The organism is Billgrantia sp. C5P2 (genome assembly GCF_051062895.2).
Genome location: NZ_CM128542.1, coordinates 4385504 through 4405717, shown reverse-complemented (window position 1 = coordinate 4405717; position 20214 = coordinate 4385504). Strand labels below are relative to the sequence as shown.

Annotated in this window: 21 protein-coding genes; 11 read left to right on the top strand and 10 right to left on the bottom strand. The window is 66.2% G+C overall.

Translation table 11 applies throughout. The annotated features are described in order from the left end of the window. Window positions 1–110: 110 nt before the first annotated feature. The 6 genes from ACRWQA_RS20505 to ACRWQA_RS20480 all read right to left on the bottom strand — a co-directional run bounded on the left by ACRWQA_RS20505 (window position 111) and on the right by ACRWQA_RS20480 (window position 6673). A complete protein-coding gene (locus ACRWQA_RS20505) occupies window positions 111–1445 on the bottom strand; it encodes a TRAP transporter large permease (RefSeq protein WP_263581563.1) in 1335 nt (444 codons plus the stop codon). After that, entirely contained in the window at window positions 1442–1942 is a 501-nt protein-coding gene (locus ACRWQA_RS20500; protein ID WP_434229746.1) for a TRAP transporter small permease subunit, read from the bottom strand. The genes ACRWQA_RS20505 and ACRWQA_RS20500 overlap by 4 nt, the downstream gene beginning before the upstream one ends. A 68-nt stretch (window positions 1943–2010) precedes the next feature. Next, window positions 2011–3114, bottom strand: coding sequence for a TRAP transporter substrate-binding protein DctP (gene dctP / locus ACRWQA_RS20495; RefSeq protein WP_263581561.1), 1104 nt, complete (start codon window positions 3112–3114; stop codon window positions 2011–2013). A 383-nt stretch (window positions 3115–3497) separates the two neighbouring features. Continuing rightward, window positions 3498–4868: a TRAP transporter large permease gene (locus ACRWQA_RS20490; protein ID WP_434229742.1), complete on the bottom strand. Its 1371-nt coding sequence runs from the start codon at window positions 4866–4868 to the stop codon at window positions 3498–3500. Between the two features lie 21 nt (window positions 4869–4889). Next, entirely contained in the window at window positions 4890–5489 is a 600-nt protein-coding gene (locus ACRWQA_RS20485) for a TRAP transporter small permease subunit (protein WP_263581559.1), read from the bottom strand. 80 nt (window positions 5490–5569) lie between these two features. Beyond that, window positions 5570–6673: a TRAP transporter substrate-binding protein gene (locus ACRWQA_RS20480; protein ID WP_434229739.1), complete on the bottom strand. Its 1104-nt coding sequence runs from the start codon at window positions 6671–6673 to the stop codon at window positions 5570–5572. Between the two features lie 305 nt (window positions 6674–6978). Here ACRWQA_RS20480 and ACRWQA_RS20475 point away from each other — a divergent pair, with 305 nt between their 5' ends. Both ACRWQA_RS20475 and ACRWQA_RS20470 read left to right on the top strand, forming a co-directional pair. Further along, a complete protein-coding gene (locus ACRWQA_RS20475; RefSeq protein WP_487247143.1) occupies window positions 6979–9120 on the top strand; it encodes a tRNA(Met) cytidine acetyltransferase TmcA in 2142 nt (713 codons plus the stop codon). 26 nt (window positions 9121–9146) lie between these two features. After that, the gene (locus ACRWQA_RS20470; protein WP_434229733.1) at window positions 9147–10625 is read left to right on the top strand and encodes an aminoacyl-histidine dipeptidase; all 1479 of its coding nucleotides are present in this window, start codon (window positions 9147–9149) and stop codon (window positions 10623–10625) included. A gap of 84 nt (window positions 10626–10709) precedes the next feature. On the opposite strand, the gene ACRWQA_RS20465 is transcribed toward ACRWQA_RS20470, so the two are convergent. Both ACRWQA_RS20465 and ACRWQA_RS20460 read right to left on the bottom strand, forming a co-directional pair. Beyond that, window positions 10710–11273 (bottom strand): type 1 glutamine amidotransferase domain-containing protein, encoded by a 564-nt coding sequence (locus tag ACRWQA_RS20465; RefSeq protein WP_263581555.1) that lies wholly within the window; start codon window positions 11271–11273, stop codon window positions 10710–10712. Window positions 11274–11465: 192 nt separating this feature from the next. Further along, a complete protein-coding gene (locus ACRWQA_RS20460; RefSeq protein WP_263581554.1) occupies window positions 11466–11939 on the bottom strand; it encodes a Dps family protein in 474 nt (157 codons plus the stop codon). 275 nt (window positions 11940–12214) lie between these two features. On the opposite strand from ACRWQA_RS20460, the gene ACRWQA_RS20455 reads away from it, so the two are divergent. From ACRWQA_RS20455 to ACRWQA_RS20440, 4 genes are read left to right on the top strand one after another with little or no spacing between them, the layout of a single operon-like run. Then, complete coding sequence (locus ACRWQA_RS20455; RefSeq protein ID WP_434229729.1) at window positions 12215–12766, top strand: hypothetical protein; 552 nt, start codon at window positions 12215–12217, stop codon at window positions 12764–12766. Then, window positions 12766–13125 carry a hypothetical protein gene (locus ACRWQA_RS20450; RefSeq protein ID WP_263581552.1) on the top strand — a complete coding sequence of 120 codons (360 nt, stop codon included), beginning with the start codon at window positions 12766–12768 and terminating at the stop codon, window positions 13123–13125. Before ACRWQA_RS20455 ends, ACRWQA_RS20450 begins: the two co-directional genes overlap by 1 nt. A 33-nt stretch (window positions 13126–13158) precedes the next feature. After that, window positions 13159–13833, top strand: coding sequence for a DUF1007 family protein (locus tag ACRWQA_RS20445; protein WP_263581551.1), 675 nt, complete (start codon window positions 13159–13161; stop codon window positions 13831–13833). Beyond that, complete coding sequence (locus tag ACRWQA_RS20440; RefSeq protein WP_263581550.1) at window positions 13824–14900, top strand: nickel/cobalt transporter; 1077 nt, start codon at window positions 13824–13826, stop codon at window positions 14898–14900. Before ACRWQA_RS20445 ends, ACRWQA_RS20440 begins: the two co-directional genes overlap by 10 nt. A 7-nt stretch (window positions 14901–14907) precedes the next feature. Here the strand turns inward: ACRWQA_RS20440 and ACRWQA_RS20435 are convergent, their stop codons facing one another. After that, window positions 14908–15333 (bottom strand): HIT domain-containing protein, encoded by a 426-nt coding sequence (locus ACRWQA_RS20435; RefSeq protein ID WP_263581549.1) that lies wholly within the window; start codon window positions 15331–15333, stop codon window positions 14908–14910. Window positions 15334–15471: 138 nt separating this feature from the next. Here ACRWQA_RS20435 and ACRWQA_RS20430 point away from each other — a divergent pair, with 138 nt between their 5' ends. The 3 genes from ACRWQA_RS20430 (at window position 15472) to ACRWQA_RS20420 (ending at window position 16285) form a co-directional block, all read left to right on the top strand. After that, window positions 15472–15606 carry an entericidin A/B family lipoprotein gene (locus ACRWQA_RS20430; protein ID WP_263581548.1) on the top strand — a complete coding sequence of 45 codons (135 nt, stop codon included), beginning with the start codon at window positions 15472–15474 and terminating at the stop codon, window positions 15604–15606. Window positions 15607–15711: 105 nt separating this feature from the next. Continuing rightward, entirely contained in the window at window positions 15712–15843 is a 132-nt protein-coding gene (locus ACRWQA_RS20425) for an entericidin A/B family lipoprotein (RefSeq protein ID WP_263581547.1), read from the top strand. Between the two features lie 172 nt (window positions 15844–16015). Continuing rightward, the gene (locus ACRWQA_RS20420) at window positions 16016–16285 is read left to right on the top strand and encodes an I78 family peptidase inhibitor (RefSeq protein ID WP_263581546.1); all 270 of its coding nucleotides are present in this window, start codon (window positions 16016–16018) and stop codon (window positions 16283–16285) included. Between the two features lie 51 nt (window positions 16286–16336). Here the strand turns inward: ACRWQA_RS20420 and ACRWQA_RS20415 are convergent, their stop codons facing one another. Then, window positions 16337–16855, bottom strand: a complete 519-nt coding sequence (locus ACRWQA_RS20415; protein WP_434229723.1) for an acyl-CoA thioesterase — start codon at window positions 16853–16855, stop codon at window positions 16337–16339. Between the two features lie 171 nt (window positions 16856–17026). Here ACRWQA_RS20415 and ACRWQA_RS20410 point away from each other — a divergent pair, with 171 nt between their 5' ends. Beyond that, window positions 17027–18838, top strand: coding sequence for a sensor histidine kinase (locus ACRWQA_RS20410; protein WP_434229769.1), 1812 nt, complete (start codon window positions 17027–17029; stop codon window positions 18836–18838). Beyond that, on the top strand, window positions 18828–20204 hold the full coding sequence (locus ACRWQA_RS20405) for a sigma-54-dependent transcriptional regulator (protein ID WP_434229720.1): 1377 nt from the start codon (window positions 18828–18830) through the stop codon (window positions 20202–20204). Before ACRWQA_RS20410 ends, ACRWQA_RS20405 begins: the two co-directional genes overlap by 11 nt. Window positions 20205–20214: the final 10 nt, after the last annotated feature.

Genomic DNA, 20214 nt, shown 5'->3' with positions numbered 1-20214 from the left:
GAAATGATACCAGTTGCCGCGTGCGGCTGCAGCTTGCGCCAACTGACCGGCATCAAGGAAAGGCGCCCGCATCTTGCGATACGGGCGCCGAAGTCGAAGTGTGCGCTGAGCTAGTAACCGAGCATGAGCGAGGGCAGGCCCGTCACCAGCACCGGGAAGAAGGCCATCAGCAGGCAAGCCAGCACGATCAGCGCACAGAAGGGGATCACCGCCTTATAGAGATCGATGATCTCCACGCCTTTCGGTGCCACGCCCTTGAGGTAGAACAGTGCGTAGCCGAACGGCGGCGTGAGGAAGGAGGTCTGCAGCACCACGGCCACCATCACCACGAACCACAGCATGTCGATCCCCATGTCGGCGACGATCGGCAGCATGATCGGAAAGCTCAGCAGCACGATGCCGGTCCAGTCGAGGAACATGCCCAGGACGAAGACCAGGAACAGCATCAGGATCAAGGCGCCGGTGGTGCCGCCGGGCATGGCCATGACCAGCTCGTGGATGACCGTCATGCCACCGCCGCGGGAGAACACCCCGGTGAAGGCGGTCGCACCGACCAGTACCAACATCACCATGGTGGTGGTCTTGCTGGCGTCGATCAGGGTGCGAAAGCAGGTGGAGATCTTGCGGTCGCCGAAGATCAAAAACAGCACGAAGGCGATGCCTACCCCGATGGCCGAGGCCTCGGTGGCGGTGGCGACGCCGGTGAACAGCGCGCCCAGCACGCCGAGGATCAGCGCCATCGGCGGTAGCACGTACTTGGCCAGCATCAGCAACAGCTCGCCGGTGCTGGTCTCGGCGCGCTCCTCGGGAGGAACCGGCGGGCCGTAGCTCGGTTTCACCAGGCAGATCACCAGCACGTAGAGGGCATACATGGCGCCCAGCAGCAATCCCGGGACCAAGGCGCCGGCGAACAGCGCCCCCACCGACACCGGCGAATAGCTCGCCATCAGGATCAGCATGATGCTCGGCGGGATCAGGATGCCGAGGCAGCCGCTGGCCATGATCACACCGGTGCTGAGCCCCTTGTGGTAGCCGTACTTGAGCATCGGGGCCAGGGCGATCATGCCCATCACCGCGATCGAGGCGCCGACGATGCCGGTGGTCGCGGCGAGCAGTACCGAGACGATGACCACGGTCAGCGCCAGGCCGCCGCGCAGGTTGGCCAGCAGCAGGCGCATCGACTCGAACATTTTCTCGGTGACCCCCGAGTCGTTGAGGAAGCGTGCCATCAGCACGAACAGCGGGATGGCCACCAGGACATAATTGTCCATGGCGTTGCCGTAGATATTGTTGATGATGGTGCCGAGTACGCGGGGGCCGGGGCCCAGGTAGGCGCCGATGACGGCCACGCCGCCCAGCACGAAGGCCAGCGGATGGCCCATGAACAGCCCCACCAGCAGGCCGCCGAACATCACCAGAGTCAGCATTTCGGGGCTAAGGCTCATGCGACTTCCTCTCGCAACTGCTGGATGGCGCGGATCACGATGGCGATGGCCTGGAGCAGGATCAGCACCGCGGCCACCACGATCACGCCCTTCACCGGATAGACGGGAATCGAGACGATGCCATAGGTGGTTTCACCGCGACTGAAGGCGCGCATGAAGAAACTCCAGCCCAGGGTCAACAGCATCCAGATGAAGGGCACGAAGAAGATCAGATAGCCGAGTATCTCGAGTGCGGCCTGCTTCCTGCGCGAGAGCAGGCGCTTGAGCACGTCGACCTCGACATGCGCATGGTGGCGCAGGCCGTAGGCGGCCATCAGCATGAAGTGGGCGCCGAACAGCATCTTGGTGATGTCGAAGGCCCAGTCGCTGGGTCGCCCGGTGAACAGGCGCAGGGCGATGTCGTAGAGCACCACCAGGGTAACGATGGCGATCAGCGGCGCGATGATCCGCCCGAACACCTCGTTGAGGGTGTCGATCGCCTTGGCAATCGCATTCATGGCATACGGTCTCCGACCTCAGGACTGAAACGCCCCGGCGTGAGAGCCGGGGCGACGTGAGGAGCGCCTTACAGGCAGGCTTCGATGGCCTCGAGGTCGGGCAGGTTGTCGAAGCTGCGGCTCATGTTGTAGGGCACCGAGACATCCCGCCAGTTGGCGTAGTGCTGCAGGTAGCTGACCATGGAGTGGTAGACCTTGGCGTGCATCGGGTCCTCGCAGGCGCCTTCCACGATCACCTCGTTGGCCACTTCCTGGATACGGGCCATGTCCTCGTCGCCATAGGTGGAGATCTCCACGCCGGCTTCCTGGAACTTGACGGTACCCTCGGTCGACTCGCGTTCGGACCAGGCAAGCGACCAGGCCAGGGTGGCGTCGGCGGCGATCTTCAGCTTCTCCTGGGTCTCCTCGGAGAGGGCGTCCCAGGCGTCCTTGTTGATCATCACGCCGAACACGCTGGCGGACTGGTGCCAGCCGGGCGTCGCCCAGTATTCGACCACCTCGGCGAAGCCAGCGTTGTAATCCACGCCCGGGGTAGAGAACTCGGCGCCGTCCACCACGCCCCGTTCCACCGCCTGGTAGATCTCGCCGCCGGAAAGGGTGACCTGGGAGCCGCCCAGGCGTTCCAGTACCCGGCCCTGGTCGCGACCGGAGAGACGCAGGCGCTTGCCGTCCAGGTCGGCCAGGCTCTCGATGGGGGTGCGCCCCATGAAACCCGACTCGTTGTTGGTGATGCCGTAGGGCAGGTAGACCATGTTGTACTGGCCGTAGACCTCCTGGTAGAGCTCGAAGCCGCCCCACTGCTGGATCCAGTTGAGATAGTCCATGGCATTGAACAGGCTGGGCGTGGCGGCCAGGGGGGAGAACGCCGAACTGCGCCCCGCCCAGTAGCCGGGCCAGTCGCCGGCGGCCTCGATGCTGCCGGTCTCGGTGGCGTCGAACACTTCGGTGCCGGGCATCAGCGTGCCGCCGGCGCGGAACTCGATCTGCAGCTCGTCGCCGGCGAGCTTGTTGACCAGCTCCGCCCAGTGGCGGTCGATCTCGATCAGGTCCAGGTTGTCCGGCCAGGTCGTGGTCATGGTCCACTGTTCCTGAGCCTGGGCGGCGGAGGCGAAGGCTGCCAGGGCGATGCCGGCAGCCAGGCCGGAAAGTGCGAATTTCGACTTCATCTTCATCTCGTGCTCCCTTGTGGGTCTTGTTGTAGTGCCGCAATGGAAGAGCCATGTGCCGAGGCGGGGCACCGAGGGGGCCCGCAGCCGCTGGGATCACCAGGCTGGCCGTTCGGCAAACATCGACAAGCTAGCATGCTGGCACGATCGGAATCGATAGCTTGCTTTGGCTAGGGTAGCGGCTCGGGCCCGACCGTGCCGGTGATCAGTAGCGTTTAATTAAGAAATATGCCAAGTAGATGTGCCTGTATTGGAAGGCAAAATGACAACATGACGGCAAGAAGGGGGAAGTGCGGGGGCGAGAGGGGCGATAGACCAAAGTCTGACCGATTGGGCATGAAATCCGAGGAGGCGCCCGGATCGGCTCGGGCGCCTCTCGGTGCCATGGATCAGCGTCCGCTGTAGATCTGGGCCGGCAGCCAGGTCGCCAGCGGCTCGTAGAAGAACACCAGGAACAATCCCAGCAATTGCAGCGCCACGAAGGGAGCCACGCCCTTGTAGATGTCGAGCGTGCTGATCTCCGGCGGGCAAACCCCCTTGATGTAGAACAGCGCGAAACCCACCGGCGGGGTCAAAAACGAGGTCTGCAGGCAGATGGCGAAGAGAATGGCGAACCATACCGGATCGACGCCCAGGCTGAAGACCACCGGGGCGACCAGCGGCAGGATGATCAGCGTGATCTCCACCCAGTCGAGGAAGAAGCCGAGCAGGAACACCACCAGCATGACCGTGAGCACCACACCGGCGGGCCCGAAGGGCAACCCGGTGATCGCGCTACGGATGACGTCGTCGCCGCCGAGCCCTCGCAGCACCACGGCAAAGACGGTGGCGCCGACGAAAATGCCGAAAATGAAAGCGGTGGTGCGAGTGGTCTGGAACAGCGCCTTGGAGACGATATCGAAACTCAGGCGTCGATTGAACAGCGCGAGCAGCATGGCGCCGAGCGCGCCCACGGCGGAGGCTTCGGTGGTAGTGGCAAAGCCGGTGAAGATCGAGCCCAGCACCGCCACGATCAGCGCCATCGGCGGGAGTACCGCAATCAGCACCTCCAGCAGCGCACGGGCGTTCAGCGGTTGCCTGTTTTCCGGTGCCGGAGCCAGGTCCTTCTTGATATAGGCGGCAATCACGATATAGGCGATATACATCACCCCCAGCATCACGCCGGGAATCAATGCACCCATGAACAGCCGGCCGACCGAGGCCTCCGAGGTGCCCAGCCGGTCGGCCATCAGCACCAGCATGATGCTCGGCGGCACGAGGATGCCCAGGGTGCCTACCGAACAGGCGGTGCCTACGGCCAGCGACTTGTTGTACTTGGCCTGCAGCATGGGACCGATGGAGAGCATGCCGAGCAGTACCACCGAAGCCCCGACGATGCCGGTGGAAGCCGCCAGCAGCACGCCGACGATGACCACGGTGACGGCATAGCCGCCGCGCAGCCCGCCCAGCACGCGAACCAGGGAGTTCATCAGCCGCTCGGCGATACCCGAGCGATCGAGCATGATGCCCATGAAGATGAACAGCGGCAGGGCCACCATCAATTCGTTGGCGACGATGCCGTAGAGACGCCTGTCGAGCACACCGATGGTGCCGCCCCAAGTGAACCAGACGTCGGCATTGAAGGTTTCGACCAGTACGTGGCCGATGACGGCAAACAGGAAGCCGATGCCGGCCAGCGCCCAGGCCACCGGGAAGCCCAGCAGCAACAGCCCCATGAAGCCGGCGAACATGCCGATGACGAGAAGTTCTTCCAGACCCATGACGATCCTCGCTCAGGCACGTTAGCGGTAGTCCACCGGGCGGCGCAGCGGCAGCTTCCGGGGAAAGTCGAAGAGATAGGTGCAGCAGCGCAGCGCCCGTGACGACAGGGCGAGGGCGATCAGTGCCATGCCCAGGGGCAGCGTGCTCTTGATGATGAAGCGATAGGGCAGCCCGCTCGGCGCCTGTGAACGCTCGCCGCGTTCGAAGGAGCGGTAGGCGTATTCGGCCAGGCCGTCGACCATGAAATAGAGGACGGGAAGTACCAGCAGCAGAATTCCCAGCAGTTCGACCCAGGCCTGGAAGCGTAGTGTGAAGCGCTCACGCAGCACGTCGACGCGAACGTGGTCGTCGGTGACCACGGCATAGGCCAGGGTGAGGATCATGGTGGCACCGAAGAAGTGCCAGGAGAGCTCTTCCAGGGCGATGGAGCCCCGTCCCAGAATGAAGCGACTGAACACGTTGGTGAGTACCACGACGAGCGTGGCAAGCCACAGCCAGGAGAGCCCCTTGCCGAGTACGGCGATGGCCGTGTCCACTGTGTGGCTGATACGGTTCGTGGGCAGTTCCGGCTGGAAGTTCTCGGAGTTGTTCGAAGAGGGGGCGGGGCAGGGTGTTGACATCGAGCAGCCTCATATTTCGCAAGCCGGGAAGACGACCGCCGGAGCCAGGACTCCGGCGGCCGTCACTCTACCGTTGCTGATCAGTTGGAGCTGGGTGCGTAGTAGGAGCGCGGCAGGTAGCCTTTCGAGTGCCAGTTGCCGTGCACGCCCATCCATTCACGCTGGCTTTCCAGCACGCGGTTGAAGAGTTCGTCCTCACCGGCCATCTGGTCCAGCACGCGCATGGTAACGGTCTCCAGCTCGGCGAGTATCTCCGGCGACAGGGTCTGGGCATTTACGCCCTCGGCCTCGAAGCCGGCCAGCGCCTGGGGGTTTTCCCATTCGCTCTCGGAGAAGCCGAACAGCGTGGCGGAGCGGCAGCCGGTCTCGATCTGGGCGCGGCTCAGGTCGGAGAGATCGTTCCACATCTCCTGGTTCACCAGCAGATGCGAGGTGGTATAGGTCTGGTGCCAGCCCGGCATGACGTAGTTCTGCACGATCTCCTGCATGCCCAGGATACGGTCGACGGCCGGGGCGGAGAACTCGGTGGCATCGATCGTGCCGCGCTCCATGGCTTGATAGAGTTCGCCACCGGGCAGCATGGTGACCGAGGCCCCCAGTTCTTCCATCACCCGCCCGCCGATGCCGGCGAAACGGATGCGCAGGCCATCGATCTGGTCCAGCGACTCCAGTGGTTCGGCGAACCAGCCGGCGGCTTCCGGCCCGATGACGCCGCACAGCAGCGCCTTGACGCCATAAGGCTCGTACACTTCCTGCAGCAGCGTATCGCCGTCGCCGAAATAGTGCCAGGCCATGAAGGCGGGCGGTTCCATGCCGAAGGGAGGGCCGGACAGCAACGGCAGCACCGGGATGCTGCCCTGGTCGTAGCCGATCCAGGTATAGCCTGCCGGATAACGACCTTCCGAGACGGCGTCGAGAATCTCGAACGGCGGTATCAGCTCGCCCGGCTCGTAGTAGCGCAGGTTGATGTTGCCCCCTGATATCGCCTCAAGCGTCTCGGAAAGGTGCACCACCGGTGTACTCAGGCCGACCAGGTGAGAAGGGAAGGCAATGGGGACCTGCCAGCGAACGCTCTCCTGAGCGTTGGCGGTGCCGGCCAGGGCGGCACCGGCCACGATCACGGCGGCGGCCGTGCCGGCCAGCTTGAAGCGAGCGGACACCTTGAGGCCAGTTGAGACTTGCATAGACGCGACTCCACTTGTTGTGACGGGTATTGTTCTAGGAAAGGCCTATTCCAGCGACGAATTAGCCATGGCTTCTGGTTGCATAGCAAGAGTGGAAAATTGGTAAGACCAAAACTGCTGGTGCTTGAGGCGAACGTGAAGAGCGTGGAAGTTTGTATCGGAACGTGTGTCTTGTCGCGATTTTCTCAAAACGTGCCGCCAAAATAAGAGATTTTCTGCTTATATTTAGCAGGCTCATATATTTCTTTGGCGAGTTGAATGCTACCAATTGTTAAGAAAGGCGAAGGTGGGAAAGCGGAGATAGAGTGCGCGTGAACGAATCGAGGGAGCTGGCAATATTAAATTGGTCTGACCAAATGCGCTTGCGCGGCTGGCGTGGGCTGGTGTGGTTGGTCGCGGCTGCCGAGCCGGCTCGGGACCAGGCCATCGCCCTGTGGCAGGCGGGAAGATGGCTGTCGCCCTGCTGGGTGTCGCCGACGCCGCCAGGGGCGCCGTGCGACGGAGCCTGGCTGCCACCCGCCAAGGCCAGGACGCGCCTGGGGAGCGAGCACGACCTGGTCGTCTTCGATGCCGCCTCGCCAGGGGCCGATCTCGATGCGGATGCCTTCGGTGCACTGAGCGGCACCCTGCGTGCCGGCGGCCTGCTGGTACTGCTGATGCCGACTCAAGATGCCGCGCCGAGCCGCTATATGGACCGCCTGCGACAACGGCTGTCGCAGGCCGCCGGTGTGGTGCGCTGGCCAGCGGGCATGCCTCCCCAGCTGCCCGAGCTTGGCGACGTACGGTCCCGCTCGGGTCGTGCCAGCGCTGATCCGGACTGCCTGACGCCAGATCAGGCCGATGCCGTGAGGCGCCTGGTCGGCCTGCGGCGACGTCGGCCGCTGGTACTCACCGCCGACCGTGGCCGCGGCAAGACGGCAGCGCTGGGCATTGCATGCTCGCGCTTGATAGCGGCGGGCCAGGAGGAGATATGGGTGACGGCGCCGCGCCCGCAGGCAGTGGCGGCACTGTTCGAGCGCCTGGAAGCGCTGCGTCCCGAGGGCTGGCGTGAAGGCAATCGCTTTGTCGACGCGCAGGGCGGACGGGTCGAGTTCGTTGCCCCCGACGAACTGAGCACCAGGGTCGAGCGCAGCGAGGCTGGCGGCCAGGGTAGCTGGCTGCTGGTGGACGAGGCCGCTGCCATTCCCGCCACCATGCTGGGGCAGTGGCTCACGGCGTTCCCGCGGATCGCCTTTGCCACCACCGTGCATGGCTACGAGGGTTCCGGTCGCGGTTTCGCCCTGCGTTTTCGCGAGCGGCTCGCGCGGGTGGCACCCGACTGGCGCGAACTTCACCTTGCAACGCCGGTGCGCTGGGCCGAGGGCGACCCTCTGGAGCGCCTGGTCAACGACCTGCTGCTGCTCGATGCCGAGCCGGTGACCCCACTTCCCTCCATAGCTGCGACGTCGCTGCAGACGGTGCGCTGGCAACGCTCGACGCTTGCTGCCGATGAGGCCGTCCTGCGCGAGCTCTTCGGCCTGCTGGTGCAGGCGCACTACCGTACCACGCCGGCCGACCTGCAGCGCCTGCTCGACGAGCCGGGGCTCAACATCACGACCCTGACCGACGGCGTCCATACTCAGGCCGTCGCGGTGTGTGCCGACGAGGGTGGCTTCGAACCCGGATTGGCCGAGCGGGTGGCGCGGGGCGAGCGACGCCTGCCCGGACACCTGCTGGCGCAATCGCTGGCCGCCCATGCCGGTTCCCGCGAGGCGCTGATGGCGCGTCTACGCCGCGTGCAGCGCATTGCGGTGAGTCCACAGTGTCGGCGCCAGGGGCTGGGCCGTCGGCTGCTGGAGCATGAGCGCGAGGTCGCCCGTGAGGCCGGGTTCGACCTGCTGGGAGCAAGCTTCGGCGCCGAGCCTGGGCTGCTGGCGTTCTGGCAGGCGCTGGGCTTCCGTACGGTGCGCCTGGGGCTGTCGCGGGAAACCTCCACCGGCGAGCACGCCGTCATGGTCGTCGCCCCGCTCGGCCCCAAGGGCGAAGCGCTGACCGAGACGCTGGTCGAGCGCTTCCAACGGCTCCTGCCCGCCCTGCTGGCCTTCGAGCTTGCCGACCTCGACCCCGAGGTGGCGCTGGCGCTGCTGGCCGAGGGGAAGCCCCCACCCTTGAGCGATGCCGAGCGCCGCGATATTGGCGATGTGGCCCATGGCCATCGCGAACCGGCCCTGGCACGCCCGGCCCTGCAGGGGCTGGTGCGATGGGCGGCGGCGGCGGGGCGGCGGGAGGGCGAGCTGGCCTGGCTGGTCGCCTGGGCCTTCCAGGGCCGCGACATGGCCTGGCTCGCCGCCCAGTCCGGTGTCAAGGGGCGCCGCCAGGTCATGGAGCGTCTGCGCGACGTCGTGGCCCGCATCCACGACACATGCCTTGACCGGGCTTTTCCCGGCGCCGGCGGCCCGGTAAGGTAGCCCGGTTATCCCCAAGCAGACGGATCATGAACGAACATCTCGAGCAACTCGCGCCGCAACCGCTGTGGCGTCATTTCCGTACCCTGTGCAACACGCCGCGGCCCTCGGGACACGAAGCCCAGCTGGTGGCCATTCTCGAGGGCTGGGCCGAGCGGCACGGACTTGCACACGATCGCGACGGCTTCGGCAACCTGCGCATTCGCAAGCCGGCCACGCCGGGAAAGGAGGGCGCTCCGGGCGTCATCCTGCAGGGGCATCTCGACATGGTGGCCCAGGCCAACGCCGATCATCCCCACGACTTCACCCGCGACCCCATCGAGACCTACGTGGACAATGGCTGGCTGCGGGCTCGGCACACCACGCTTGGCGCCGACAACGGCCTCGGCGTGGCGGCGGCGCTGGCACTCCTGGAAGACGAGGCGCTGGTCCACGGTCCGCTGGAGGCGCTGTTCACCCTCGAGGAGGAGACCTCGATGGGCGGCGCATTGCAGTTGGCGGAGAACTGGCTCGAGGGGCGCGTGCTGCTCAACCTGGATTCGGAAGATCGCGGCGAAGTATTTATCGGCTGTGCTGGCGGTGCCGACATCGTGGTGGAGGCCCAACTGCCCACGGCAGAGCCGAGTTCCGATGACGTTGCCGTGCAGCTCTCCCTGACCGGCCTGCTGGGGGGCCACTCCGGCATCGACATCCATCGCGGTCGCGGCAATGCCAACCGTCTGCTGGTCCGGGTGCTGCGGGCGCTGGAGGCCTACGACATTCGCCTGGTCAGCTATCGTGGCGGCACCCTGCGCAACGCCATCCCGCGCGAGGCCTTCGCCACCCTGATGTTGCCCGCCGATGAGGTCAATGCCGCCCAGAGCCGCGTGGCGGCGCTGGAGCATGAGCTGCGCAGCGAGCTGGCCGGGGTCGAGGAGAATCTGACGCTGACCATGACGCCGCTCGAGGCTGCGCCCGCCCAGGCGCTCAATGCCCATGCCAGCCACATGCTGCTGGCGGCGCTCAACGTGGCGCCCTACGGCGTGGAGCGCATGAGCAGCTCGGTGCCCGGCGTGGTGGAAACCTCCAACAACCTTGGCGTAGTGAGCCTCGACGCGGGCCGCTTCCACCTCTGCGCCCTGGTACGCTCGCTGCGCGACAGCGCGGTGGAGGCCATGGCCGACCGCTTCCGCGGCCTGTTCGACCTCATCGGCGCGCGGACCCGGGTCGAGAATGCCTATCCCGGCTGGACGCCCGCGCCCGACAGCGCGCTGCTGGCACGTTTCCGTCGCCTGCATCGACGGCATGTGGGCAGCGAGCCGGCGGTCAAGGTGATCCACGCCGGACTGGAGTGCGGGATTCTGGCCGGCAAGTACCCCAACCTCGAGATGATCTCGTTCGGCCCTTCGATCCGCGGGGCACATTCGCCCGACGAGCGGGTGGAGTTGAGTTCGGTAGAGGAGTTCTGGGTACTGCTGCGGGCGCTGGTCGCGGATCTGGCCAGCGACACGGCGGAGCAGGGCGCCTGAGCCGGCAGAGAACTTCCTGGCAAGAACGACCAGGAGAAACCGCCGCTCGCTGGGGCGAGCGGCGGGAGACGAAAGCTCGGCGCATCAGGCGTGTTGCCGGCTGTGCTTGCCTTCGGCTATCTCCTCGACGAGCTTGCTGCAGAACGCCTCGAGATCGTCGGGTTTGCGGCTGGTGACCAGGCCGCTGTCGACCACGACTTCCTGGTCGACCCACTCGGCTCCGGCGTTGCGCAGGTCCTGTTCCACCGAAGGATAGGAGGTCATGCGGCGGCCCTTGGCGACGCCGGCATTGATCAGCACCCAGGGGCCGTGGCAGATCGCGCCGACCGGCTTGTGTGCTTCGAAGAAACGCCGGGTGAAGGCCAGCGCCTGCTGGTTCTGGCGCAAGGCGTCGGGATTGAACAGGCCGCCGGGAAGCTCCAGCGCGTCGTAGTCGTCGGCATTGGCCTGCTCCAGGTGACGGTCGACGTCATAGGAGGGGCCCCAGTCGGTTTTCGCCCAGGCGCGGATGCTGTCCTTGTCCGGCGCGATCACGTGTACCGTCGCGCCTTCGCGCTCGAGTGCCGCCTTGGGCTCGGTGAGTTCCGACTCCTCGAAGCCATCGGTGGCCAGGATGGCGACGGTCTTGCCTCTCAGCTTCTCGCTCATGTGCTACCTCCTTGCAATCAATGTTCGCTGGCTCCGCCAGCATGGGGCGAGTCGCGTCTGTACTTACCCAAGGGTTGTAGCGGATGGCGTCGAAGACAAGGGTGGGAATGTTGCGAATCGTCAAACGGGGTGTCGGCGTGTGGTCCGCATGCGCGGGGAGCCGGGCTGCGCCCGGCTCCGGCAGGATGTCGCTCAGCCCAGGTAGGCGTTGAGCATCCAGACGGTCTTCTCCTGCTCGCGGATGTAGTCGCCGGCCTGGGCGGCGGTGCCCTCGTCGTCGGCATCCGAGGCCGCGGAGAGCAGATCGCGCTGCAGTTCGATCAGGGTCTGGTAGCCCTTGAGCACGCCGCGCACGCAGGCTTCGCCGTCGTGCACGTCCTTGTCCTCGCGGATCTGTGCCATCGAGACGTAGTCGCTGTAGGCGTGTACCGGCTGGTGCCCCAGGGTCAGGATGCGCTCGGCGACTTCGTCGACCTTGGTCAACAGGTCGGTGTAGAGCTCCTCGAACTTGGCATGCAGCTCGAAGAACTGCGGACCCTTCACGTTCCAGTGGTAGCCGCGCACGTTCATGTAGAGGACCTGGTAATTCGCCAGCAGAAGGTTGAGCTTCTCTGCGAGCTGGCTGGCGCTGCCTTGATGCAGACCGATGGCGTTGGTGTCGCTCATGTGCGTACTCCTTTGGCGTGTGAATGCGTTGCAGCCAAGTCTAAGGTCCCAGCAAGGGTTGCTTAAACAATATCTGGCCATGGTTGCGATAGACTGTGTGCATGAGGGGGCGGCCTCGGTCGCTGGTGTCCAGGCGATGCGCGCTCGCATCGCGCGCGAATGCCGGCCGCTCGGGAACCCTTGGGCTTGCCGGGACTCTCAAGGCGTCAGTGACGTCCTTGCACGGTGGGCCGGGCGGCGTAGACTGCGTCCCAATGACGAACAGGAGAACCTCCATGCGCCTGTGGTGGATGATGCCCGGCCTGGCCTTGCTGGTCGGCTGCCAGACGACCCCGTCGACTCTGCCATCGGCAGAGCCGCGACCCGCAGCCGAGTGCCGCTGGGAGGCCGAGGGCATCGAGTCCCGCGAGTGGGTACGTCGTGCCCTCGATGCGCTGGAAGCGGACGATTTCGTCGTGCGCGATACCGAACTGGCACTGGGGGTGATCAGCGCCGAGCGCACCCGGACCATTCCGGGCTATGGCGATCGCTACGATAGCTGGGAGCGGACCGGCTTCTTCGGCGGCTTTGGCCTGGGTGGCGGCCGTGGCGTGTCAACCGGCGTGATGATCGGCTTCGGTGGTGCCGGCGGCAGCATCACACAGGATGCCACTCAGCTCGAACGCGTCTCGGTCGTCGCCGATGGCGGCTGGGTGCGAGCCAGCCGCGACATCCAGGTGATCGACTGGCGGGGCGAGCTGCGCGAAACGCGAAGTGGCAGCGATGCCGCCTTCTGCGGTTCGCTGCGTCAGGCCATGCAGGCCGCCCCGGCGAGGGAGGAGCCCTGATGCGTGGTCTTGCCATTGCGCTGCTGCTCGTCGTGCTGTCGGGCTGTGCCACCACCATGCAGCCACCGGAGCCACGCGAACTGGCGCTCGCGGCGGCGCCCGAGGCGACCCTGCAGGAAGTCATCGGCCTGCTGATGGAAGAGGGCTACGTGATTCGCCATGCCGATGCCGATCTGGGGCGCGTCGAGGCGGTACTCGCTCGCTGGCCGGGCTACCGAGTGCGGGCCGAGGTGACCTCCGAAGGCCAAGGCGCCCGGGCCTCGCTGACGGCGACCCGGGGAGGCAGGCCGCTGCCGCCACACTTGCTCGACCCGCTGCTGGCCGAACTGCAGCGCCGGCTGGGGCTGGCGCCGCGATGATTCTCAACCCGTTTGCATGAGCTCAATTGCCACATGAATGCTTTGCGTCAACTCTGCCGCGCAGGAACGAGGCGAGCCTGGCTCGCGGGCCTGTTCTCCCTGTTGCTGCCCGGCCTGGCCCAGGCCCATCCGCATGGCTGGATCGATATTCGGGTACGCCTGGTGGTCGACGAGGAGGGGCGAGTCGAAGCGCTGCATCAGGCCTGGCGCATGGATCCTTTCTATAGCCTGGTGCTCATCGAGGAACTGAGCCGGACCGAAGGCGGGCTTGAAGCGGGCCTCGACCGGCTGGGCGGCGAGATTCGCGGCAACCTGGCACCGTTCGATTTCTTCACCGAAGTGCGCATGGGCGATGACGAGCTGAGCCTTGGCGACGTGACCGAATACACCGTGATGGAGCGCAACGGCCGGGTGGAGTTCGTTTTTCTCCTGCCGCTCGAGGAGCCGCAGGCGCTGGGCGAGCAGACGCTGGAGTATCAGGTCTTCGATCCGACCTACTACCTGGAAGTCGTCCACGAGGCGGAGGGCGACACGCCAAAGGACGATGCTCTGACGGTCGGCGGCGAGCTGAGTTGCACCACCCGCATCCTGCCCGCCGATCCCGATCCCGAACTGGTGGCGGAAGCCGCCATGCTCGATATCAATGATGAAGCCGAGCCCGGCATGGGGCGGCATTTCGCCGAGACCGGAGTCGTGACATGCGAGTGATGGCCAGGATGATCGCAGGAACTCCTGCCAGAGCTTGGCTGGTCGGGCTCGGACTGCTGGCCCTTGCCGCACTGACGCTGCATTTTTTCAGCCAGGGCGGGCTGCATGCAGTGAGCTTTCAATTGCTGAGCTGGCAGCGCGACTTCCATCGTGCCCTGACCATGGCCATCACCGAATTCTCCGGCACGCCCACGCCGGGTGCCTGGGCGGCGTTACTGGGCGTCAGCTTCGGCTATGGTGTCTTCCATGCCGCCGGGCCCGGGCATGGCAAGGCGGTGCTGACGACCTACCTGCTCTCTCAGGGGGGGGAGGTGCGTCGGGCGCTGGCGCTCTCCTTTGCCGCTTCGCTGCTGCAGGGGCTGGTGGCCATCGGTCTGGTCGTGGTGCTGGTGCACGGCCTGGGCTGGGTCACCCGCCAGGCGATGGGGAGCGTCGTCTGGGTCGAGCAGGCCAGCTTCCTGATGGTGACGCTGCTGGGAGGCTGGCTGTGCCTGCGGGCGATTCGCCAGCTGCGGCGCACTGCCGATAGGCCGGCGCATGAACACGAACGGCATGGCCACCACCATGACCACCACCAGGAACATGTTCACCACCACGCCCACGATCCTGTCTGCTGTGGCGGTCATCATCACGTCGACCCGAGCCAGGCCGCCGACTGGCGTACCGCGCTGGCCACGGTGGTTGCCATCGGCATTCGTCCCTGCAGCGGTGGTGTGCTGTTGCTGGGTGCGGCCACTCTGCTGGGTCAGTTCGCGGTCGGGGTGGCCGCGGTCATGGTGATGGCGCTGGGCACGGCGCTGACGGTCTCCGGCCTGGCGCTGGCCAGCGTGATGGCGCGCGGCTGGGCCGAACGGCAGTTGGTGAAGCAGGGCGGTATGCAACGGGTGGGGCGCCTGCTGAGCTGGGCTGCCCTGGGCGGCGGGTTTGCCATCATGGCGCTGGGTATCTCGCTCACGATCACCGGGGCGACCCAGCCCGCTTCGGCACCCCTGCTGGGGGAGCCGCCCGCCCGTACAGGCCCGGCAGAGCCTTCGTCACCTCCCGGCGGGCACCCGCTGGGAGGGTGAGCATGGCTCAGAGTCGCTGCTTCAACCCGTCCAGCCGCGCCAGCAGATGGTCGCGCATGCCGGCCAGGCCGTTCATGTCGTAGGGCTGCGGCTGACCCTGCCCCCATACCGGTCCCGGCCAGGCCTCATCGTCTCGCCGGCGAGCGACGACGTGGACGTGCAGTTGGGACACCACATTGCCCAGGTTGGCCACGTTGATCTTGTCGGCCAGGCTCAGGGCCTTGAGCATACGCCCCACCTCGCTGGCCTCGCGCCATAGCTGCTGCCGGTCCGCCTCGTCCAGGTCGAACACCTCGCTGACCTCGGCGCGACGAGGAATCAGGATCAGCCAGGGGAAACGGGTATCGTCCATCAGGCGCAGCTGGCACAGCGGCAGCTCCGTTACTGGGTAGCTGTCCCTGACCAAGCGCTCATCCAGCAGTACTGACGACATCTTCCCTCTCCCTCACGGTGACGGTGTCATCCATCATGACACAGGCCGACGGGAAGCGCCTGGCATGAGAAACAAGCGAAGCGAATCGACAGCAGCTAAAGTGAGAGAGTGAGCCTGGACGCAAACGAGGAGAGCAACATGAAGCGAACGGTAGCGGTATTGTTGGCGGCGCTCATGGCGCTGTCACTGCTCAGTGGCTGCAATACCATGCGCGGTATGGGTGAGGATATCGAACAGGGGGGCGAGGCGATCCAGCGGCAGTCATCGTCGTAACCTTTATTTAGCGGTTATGCAAAGCGGCAAAGGGCTGTTACGCTTAAGTGGCCATTGCTTCAGGCAAGGAATGGATTTCCCTTTATCATTTCAAGGAGATAGACCATGAAGAAAGCAATTGCCCTGAGTTTCGCCCTGCTGATGGCCGCCGGTACCCTGGCGGGCTGCAACACCATGCAGGGTGCCGGCGAAGACGTCGAGCGCGGCGGCCAGGCCGTGCAGGACGCCGCCGAGTAAGTTCATACGGTATGGCCTGGCAGCGCACGGGTGGCCTAGCGGTTTCCCGTGTGCTGCCTGAGCCAGCTGTTGACTGCTTCTTCTCATTTTTAGCGAGACCTTGTGCATGGTAAGCCCTCTGCGGTTGTGCCTGATGTCTGTCGGCCTGACGTTACTGACAGGTTGTAATTCCATGTCGAATGCCAACAACGCCTCTCATGATCCCGCCCCCAAGCCGCCTCAAGTAGGCGAGAGCGAAGACGACTGCGGCGCGCAGCGCGTGCAGGATCGGGTCGGTCGACGCTACGACGAGGCGCTGGGCGAGTCGATACGCCAGCAGAGCGGCGCCGCCACGCTGCGGGTCATCCGCCCGGGGCATGCCTACACCATGGAGTACCGGGGCGACCGCATCAACGTCCATATCGACGACAGCGATACCATCACCGACATCGGCTGCGGCTGACGCTCGTTTCTCTCGACGGGCGGGCGACACGTGCCTTCCGCCTGCCCATGTCTACTCTGCGCCGTGCCTGCCTCGACCATGCTCCGCCTGGGTCTGGCGTTCGGCCTCCTCGGCCTGCTTGCGCAGCTTCTTGCGTAGCGCCGCCTTGTCGAAACGCAACTGCTGCATCGGCGTCTCCAGCTTTAGTGGCGGCACCTTAGCCGGCTTGCCGTCGGCATCCACCGCCACCATGGTCAGGTAGCAGCTGTTGGTATGGCGGATCAGTTTCTGCTGTATGTCCTCGGCCACTACCTTGATGCCGATCTCCATCGAGGAGCGTCCCACGTGATTGACGCAGGCCAGGAAGGTGACCAGTTCGCCGACGTGGATCGGCTGCTTGAACAGCACCTGATCGACCGACAGCGTCACTACGTAGTGGCCTGAGTAGCGGCTGGCGCAGGCGTAGGCCACTTCGTCCAGCTTCTTGAGAATGGCGCCGCCGTGCACCTTGCCGCTGAAGTTGGCCATATCGGGGGTCATCAGTACGGTCATGATCAATTCATGCTGGCCGGGCAGGGCATGTTCGTCCATCGAGGCGCTTCCATTGTCGGATTTTCCCACAGCATAACGCCTTCGCCGCAGGATGGGGTCAGCTATCGGGTGCACGGCCGTCTCCGTCTTGTCGGAGTGGTATGATCTCTGCAATCCGGACACCAAGACCGATGCCGCCGACCGGACAGGAGGAGACCCCATGTGGCCGCCATGCCTGGAGCCGCTGCCTTGAACTGGCAGCGACGCCTGTTGACCCTGTGCCTGGTCGGGGCGGCGCTGGCCAGCCTCTGGTGGCTGTGGCACTGGCAGTATGCCCAGTCGGAGGCGGAGGCGCGTCGTCATGCCGACAACCGGCTGTCGCTCTACGGCAGCAGCTTGCAAGGGGCGCTCGAGCGTTCCAGCTACCTGCCGGGGCTGCTTGCGCAACAGACCCAGATACAGGCGGCGCTGCTCGACCCTGCCGGCATCCTCGTGCCCCAGGTCAATGACTTCCTGGCGCTGGTGGCCGAGCGCTCCGGCGCCGAGGTGATCTTCCTGCTGGACGCCGAGGGCCTGACCCTGGCCAGCAGCAACCATGCCGAGGCCGACAGCTTCGTCGGCCATGACTACCGCTTCCGCCCTTACTTCTACGAGGCCATGGCCACGGGGCAGGGAGAGTTCTTTGCCGTGGGCAGCACCACGGGGCGCCCCGGCTACTTCGTCTCCGCCGCCGTGGGCTCCGGCGAGACGGAAGCACCCCGGGGCGTCCTGGTGGCCAAGGTCTCGCTGGAGGCGCTGCAGGCGGACTGGCGCCGCGCCGGCGAGAAGGTGCTACTCACCGATGCCAACGGCGTGGTGATTCTCTCCAGCCGACCCGAGTGGCGTTATCGCCGCCTGGCAGAGCTGACGGCCCAGGCCCGCGAGGAGATTCTCCGGCAGCGTCAGTTCATGGACGAGCCGCTCGAGCCGTTGGGACGGCGCCTGCGTGACGGTTCGCTGCTGGCAGGAGGGGCGGGATACGGCGAGCGCCTGATCGACAATACCCTCACCCTGGAGACCCTGGGCTGGACGATGCACTACCTGGTGCCGGTACGGCCACTCTATGTCAGCGCCCGCAATGCCCTGATGGGCGGCGTGGCGGTGTGGCTGGCGCTACTGCTGCTGGCGCTGTGGCTGCGCGAGCGGCAGAAGCGGCAGCGGCTGCGGGACCGGGAGGCGGCGATCATTCGCGAGGCCAACGAGCGGCTGGAAGCGCGAGTGGTGGAGCGCACGCGCGAGCTGCAGGAGGCCCAGGCGGAACTGGTGCAGGCCGGCAAGCTGGCGGCCCTGGGTACCATGGCCGCCGGTATCGCCCATGAGCTCAACCAGCCTCTCTCGGGGATCCGTACCTATGCGGCCAACGGCCAGCGGCTGCTGGGCCGGGGGCGCCCGGAGGCCGCCAACGACAACTTCCAGCGCATCCAGGCGCTCTGCGAGCGGCTCGGCGGCCTGATCCGCCAGCTCAAGCTGTTCGCCCGCAAGGGCGGGGCGCGGGAGCCGGTGGACCTGGTGGCGCGGCTCGATTTCGTTCTCGAGCTGCTGGCGGAGCGCTGTCGCGAGCAGGGGGTGCAGCCCCAGCGCCGCGTGGACAAGGCGCAGGCGGGGCCGTGGGTACTGGGCGACGAGGTGCGTGTCGAGCAACTGCTGACCAACCTGCTGCGCAATGCCCTGGACGCCCTGCGCGGGGTGTCCGAGCCGTGTCTGGAGGTTGCCGTCGAAGCCGAGGCCGAGCGTCTGGTGGTGACGGTCGCCGACAACGGCGCAGGCATCCCCGAAGCGCTGCTGGAGCAGCTCTTCGATCCGTTCTTCACCACCAAGGCGGTCGGGGACGGCCTGGGGCTGGGCCTGTTCATCAGCTACGGCATCGTCCAGGATCTCGGCGGGCGCATCCATGCCGGCAATCGCCCATCGGGAGGCGCCTGGTTTCGTGTCGAGCTGCCCCGGGCCCAGACGACGGGTCTCGCGCCCTCTTGTTCGATTCGGGAGAGTCAGGATGAACCATGATGTGTGCCCCGATACCCTGCCGATCTGGCTGGTCGACGACGACGCGGACGTACGGGAATCCCTCAGCCAGTGGTTGGAGATCTCCGAGCTTGCGGTGCGTGCCTTCGCGCGCGGCCAGGCGGCCCTGGAGGCACTGCAGGCCGGCGATGCCTGTGGCGTGCTGGTCAGCGACGTCAAGATGCCGGGCCTCGATGGCCTGGCCCTGCTACGGGCCCTGCAGGCCCTCGACGACCCGCCGCCCGTGATATTGATCAGCGGGCATGGCGACGTGCCCATGGCGGTGGAGGCGATGCAGGCCGGGGCCTGGGACTTCGTCGAGAAACCCTTCGAGCCCGAGCGCCTGGAGGAGTGCGTGCGCCGTGGCCTGGAGCGCCGCCGCCTGGCGCTGGAGAACCGCCGGCTGCGCGAGGCGTTGCGCGAAGGAAGCCTCGCCGCCCGGCTGCTCGGCCAGGCCCCGGGTATCGTGCGCCTGCGCCAGCAGGTCGCCAATCTGGCGACGACCCGCGCCAATGTACTGGTGCTGGGAGAGACCGGCAGCGGCAAGGAGGTGGTGGCGCGCTGCCTGCACGAGGCCGGCGGGACGAAAGGCCCCTTCGTCGCCCTCAACTGTGGCGCCATCGCCTCCGAGCTGATCGAGTCGGAGCTGTTCGGCCACGAGAAGGGCGCCTTCACCGGCGCCAGCGAACGGCGCATCGGCACCCTCGAACATGCCAGTGGCGGCACCCTGTTTCTCGACGAGGTGGAGTCGCTGCCGCTGGCGGCGCAGGTCAAGCTGCTGCGCGCCCTGCAGGAGGGCGAGATCACCCGGCTGGGCAGCAATGCCGTGCGCGGGGTCGATCTACGGGTGGTGGCGGCCACCAAGGTCGACCTGCTGGCCCTGGCCGCGGAGGGAGGCTTCCGCGAGGACCTCTACTATCGACTGGCCATTGCCGAGCTGACCATCCCCCCGCTGCGAGAACGTCGCGAGGACATCCCGCTGCTGTTCCAGCATTTTTGCCATCAGGCCGCCGAGGTGCACCAGCGTCCGCCGCAGGAGCCGGAGGGCGGGCTCCTGGCTGCCCTGGGGCGCCACCCGTGGCCGGGCAACCTGCGCGAACTGCGCAATGCGGCGACCCGTTTCATCCTCGGACTGGAGCTGCCGTGGCTCGCCGCGGACGCCGCGCCGGAGGAGGGCTCCCTGGCGGCGCAGCTGGCGGCCTTCGAGGCGGCGCTGCTGCGGGAGGCACTGAGCCGTCATGGCGGCAACATCCAGGCGGTACTGGAAGAGCTGGAGCTGCCGCGCCGCACCCTCAACCAGAAGATGCAGAAGCATGGGCTGCGTCGCGAGGCCTTCACCGGCGGAGTCGAACCGCCGACACCGGCGTGACGGCCCGCAT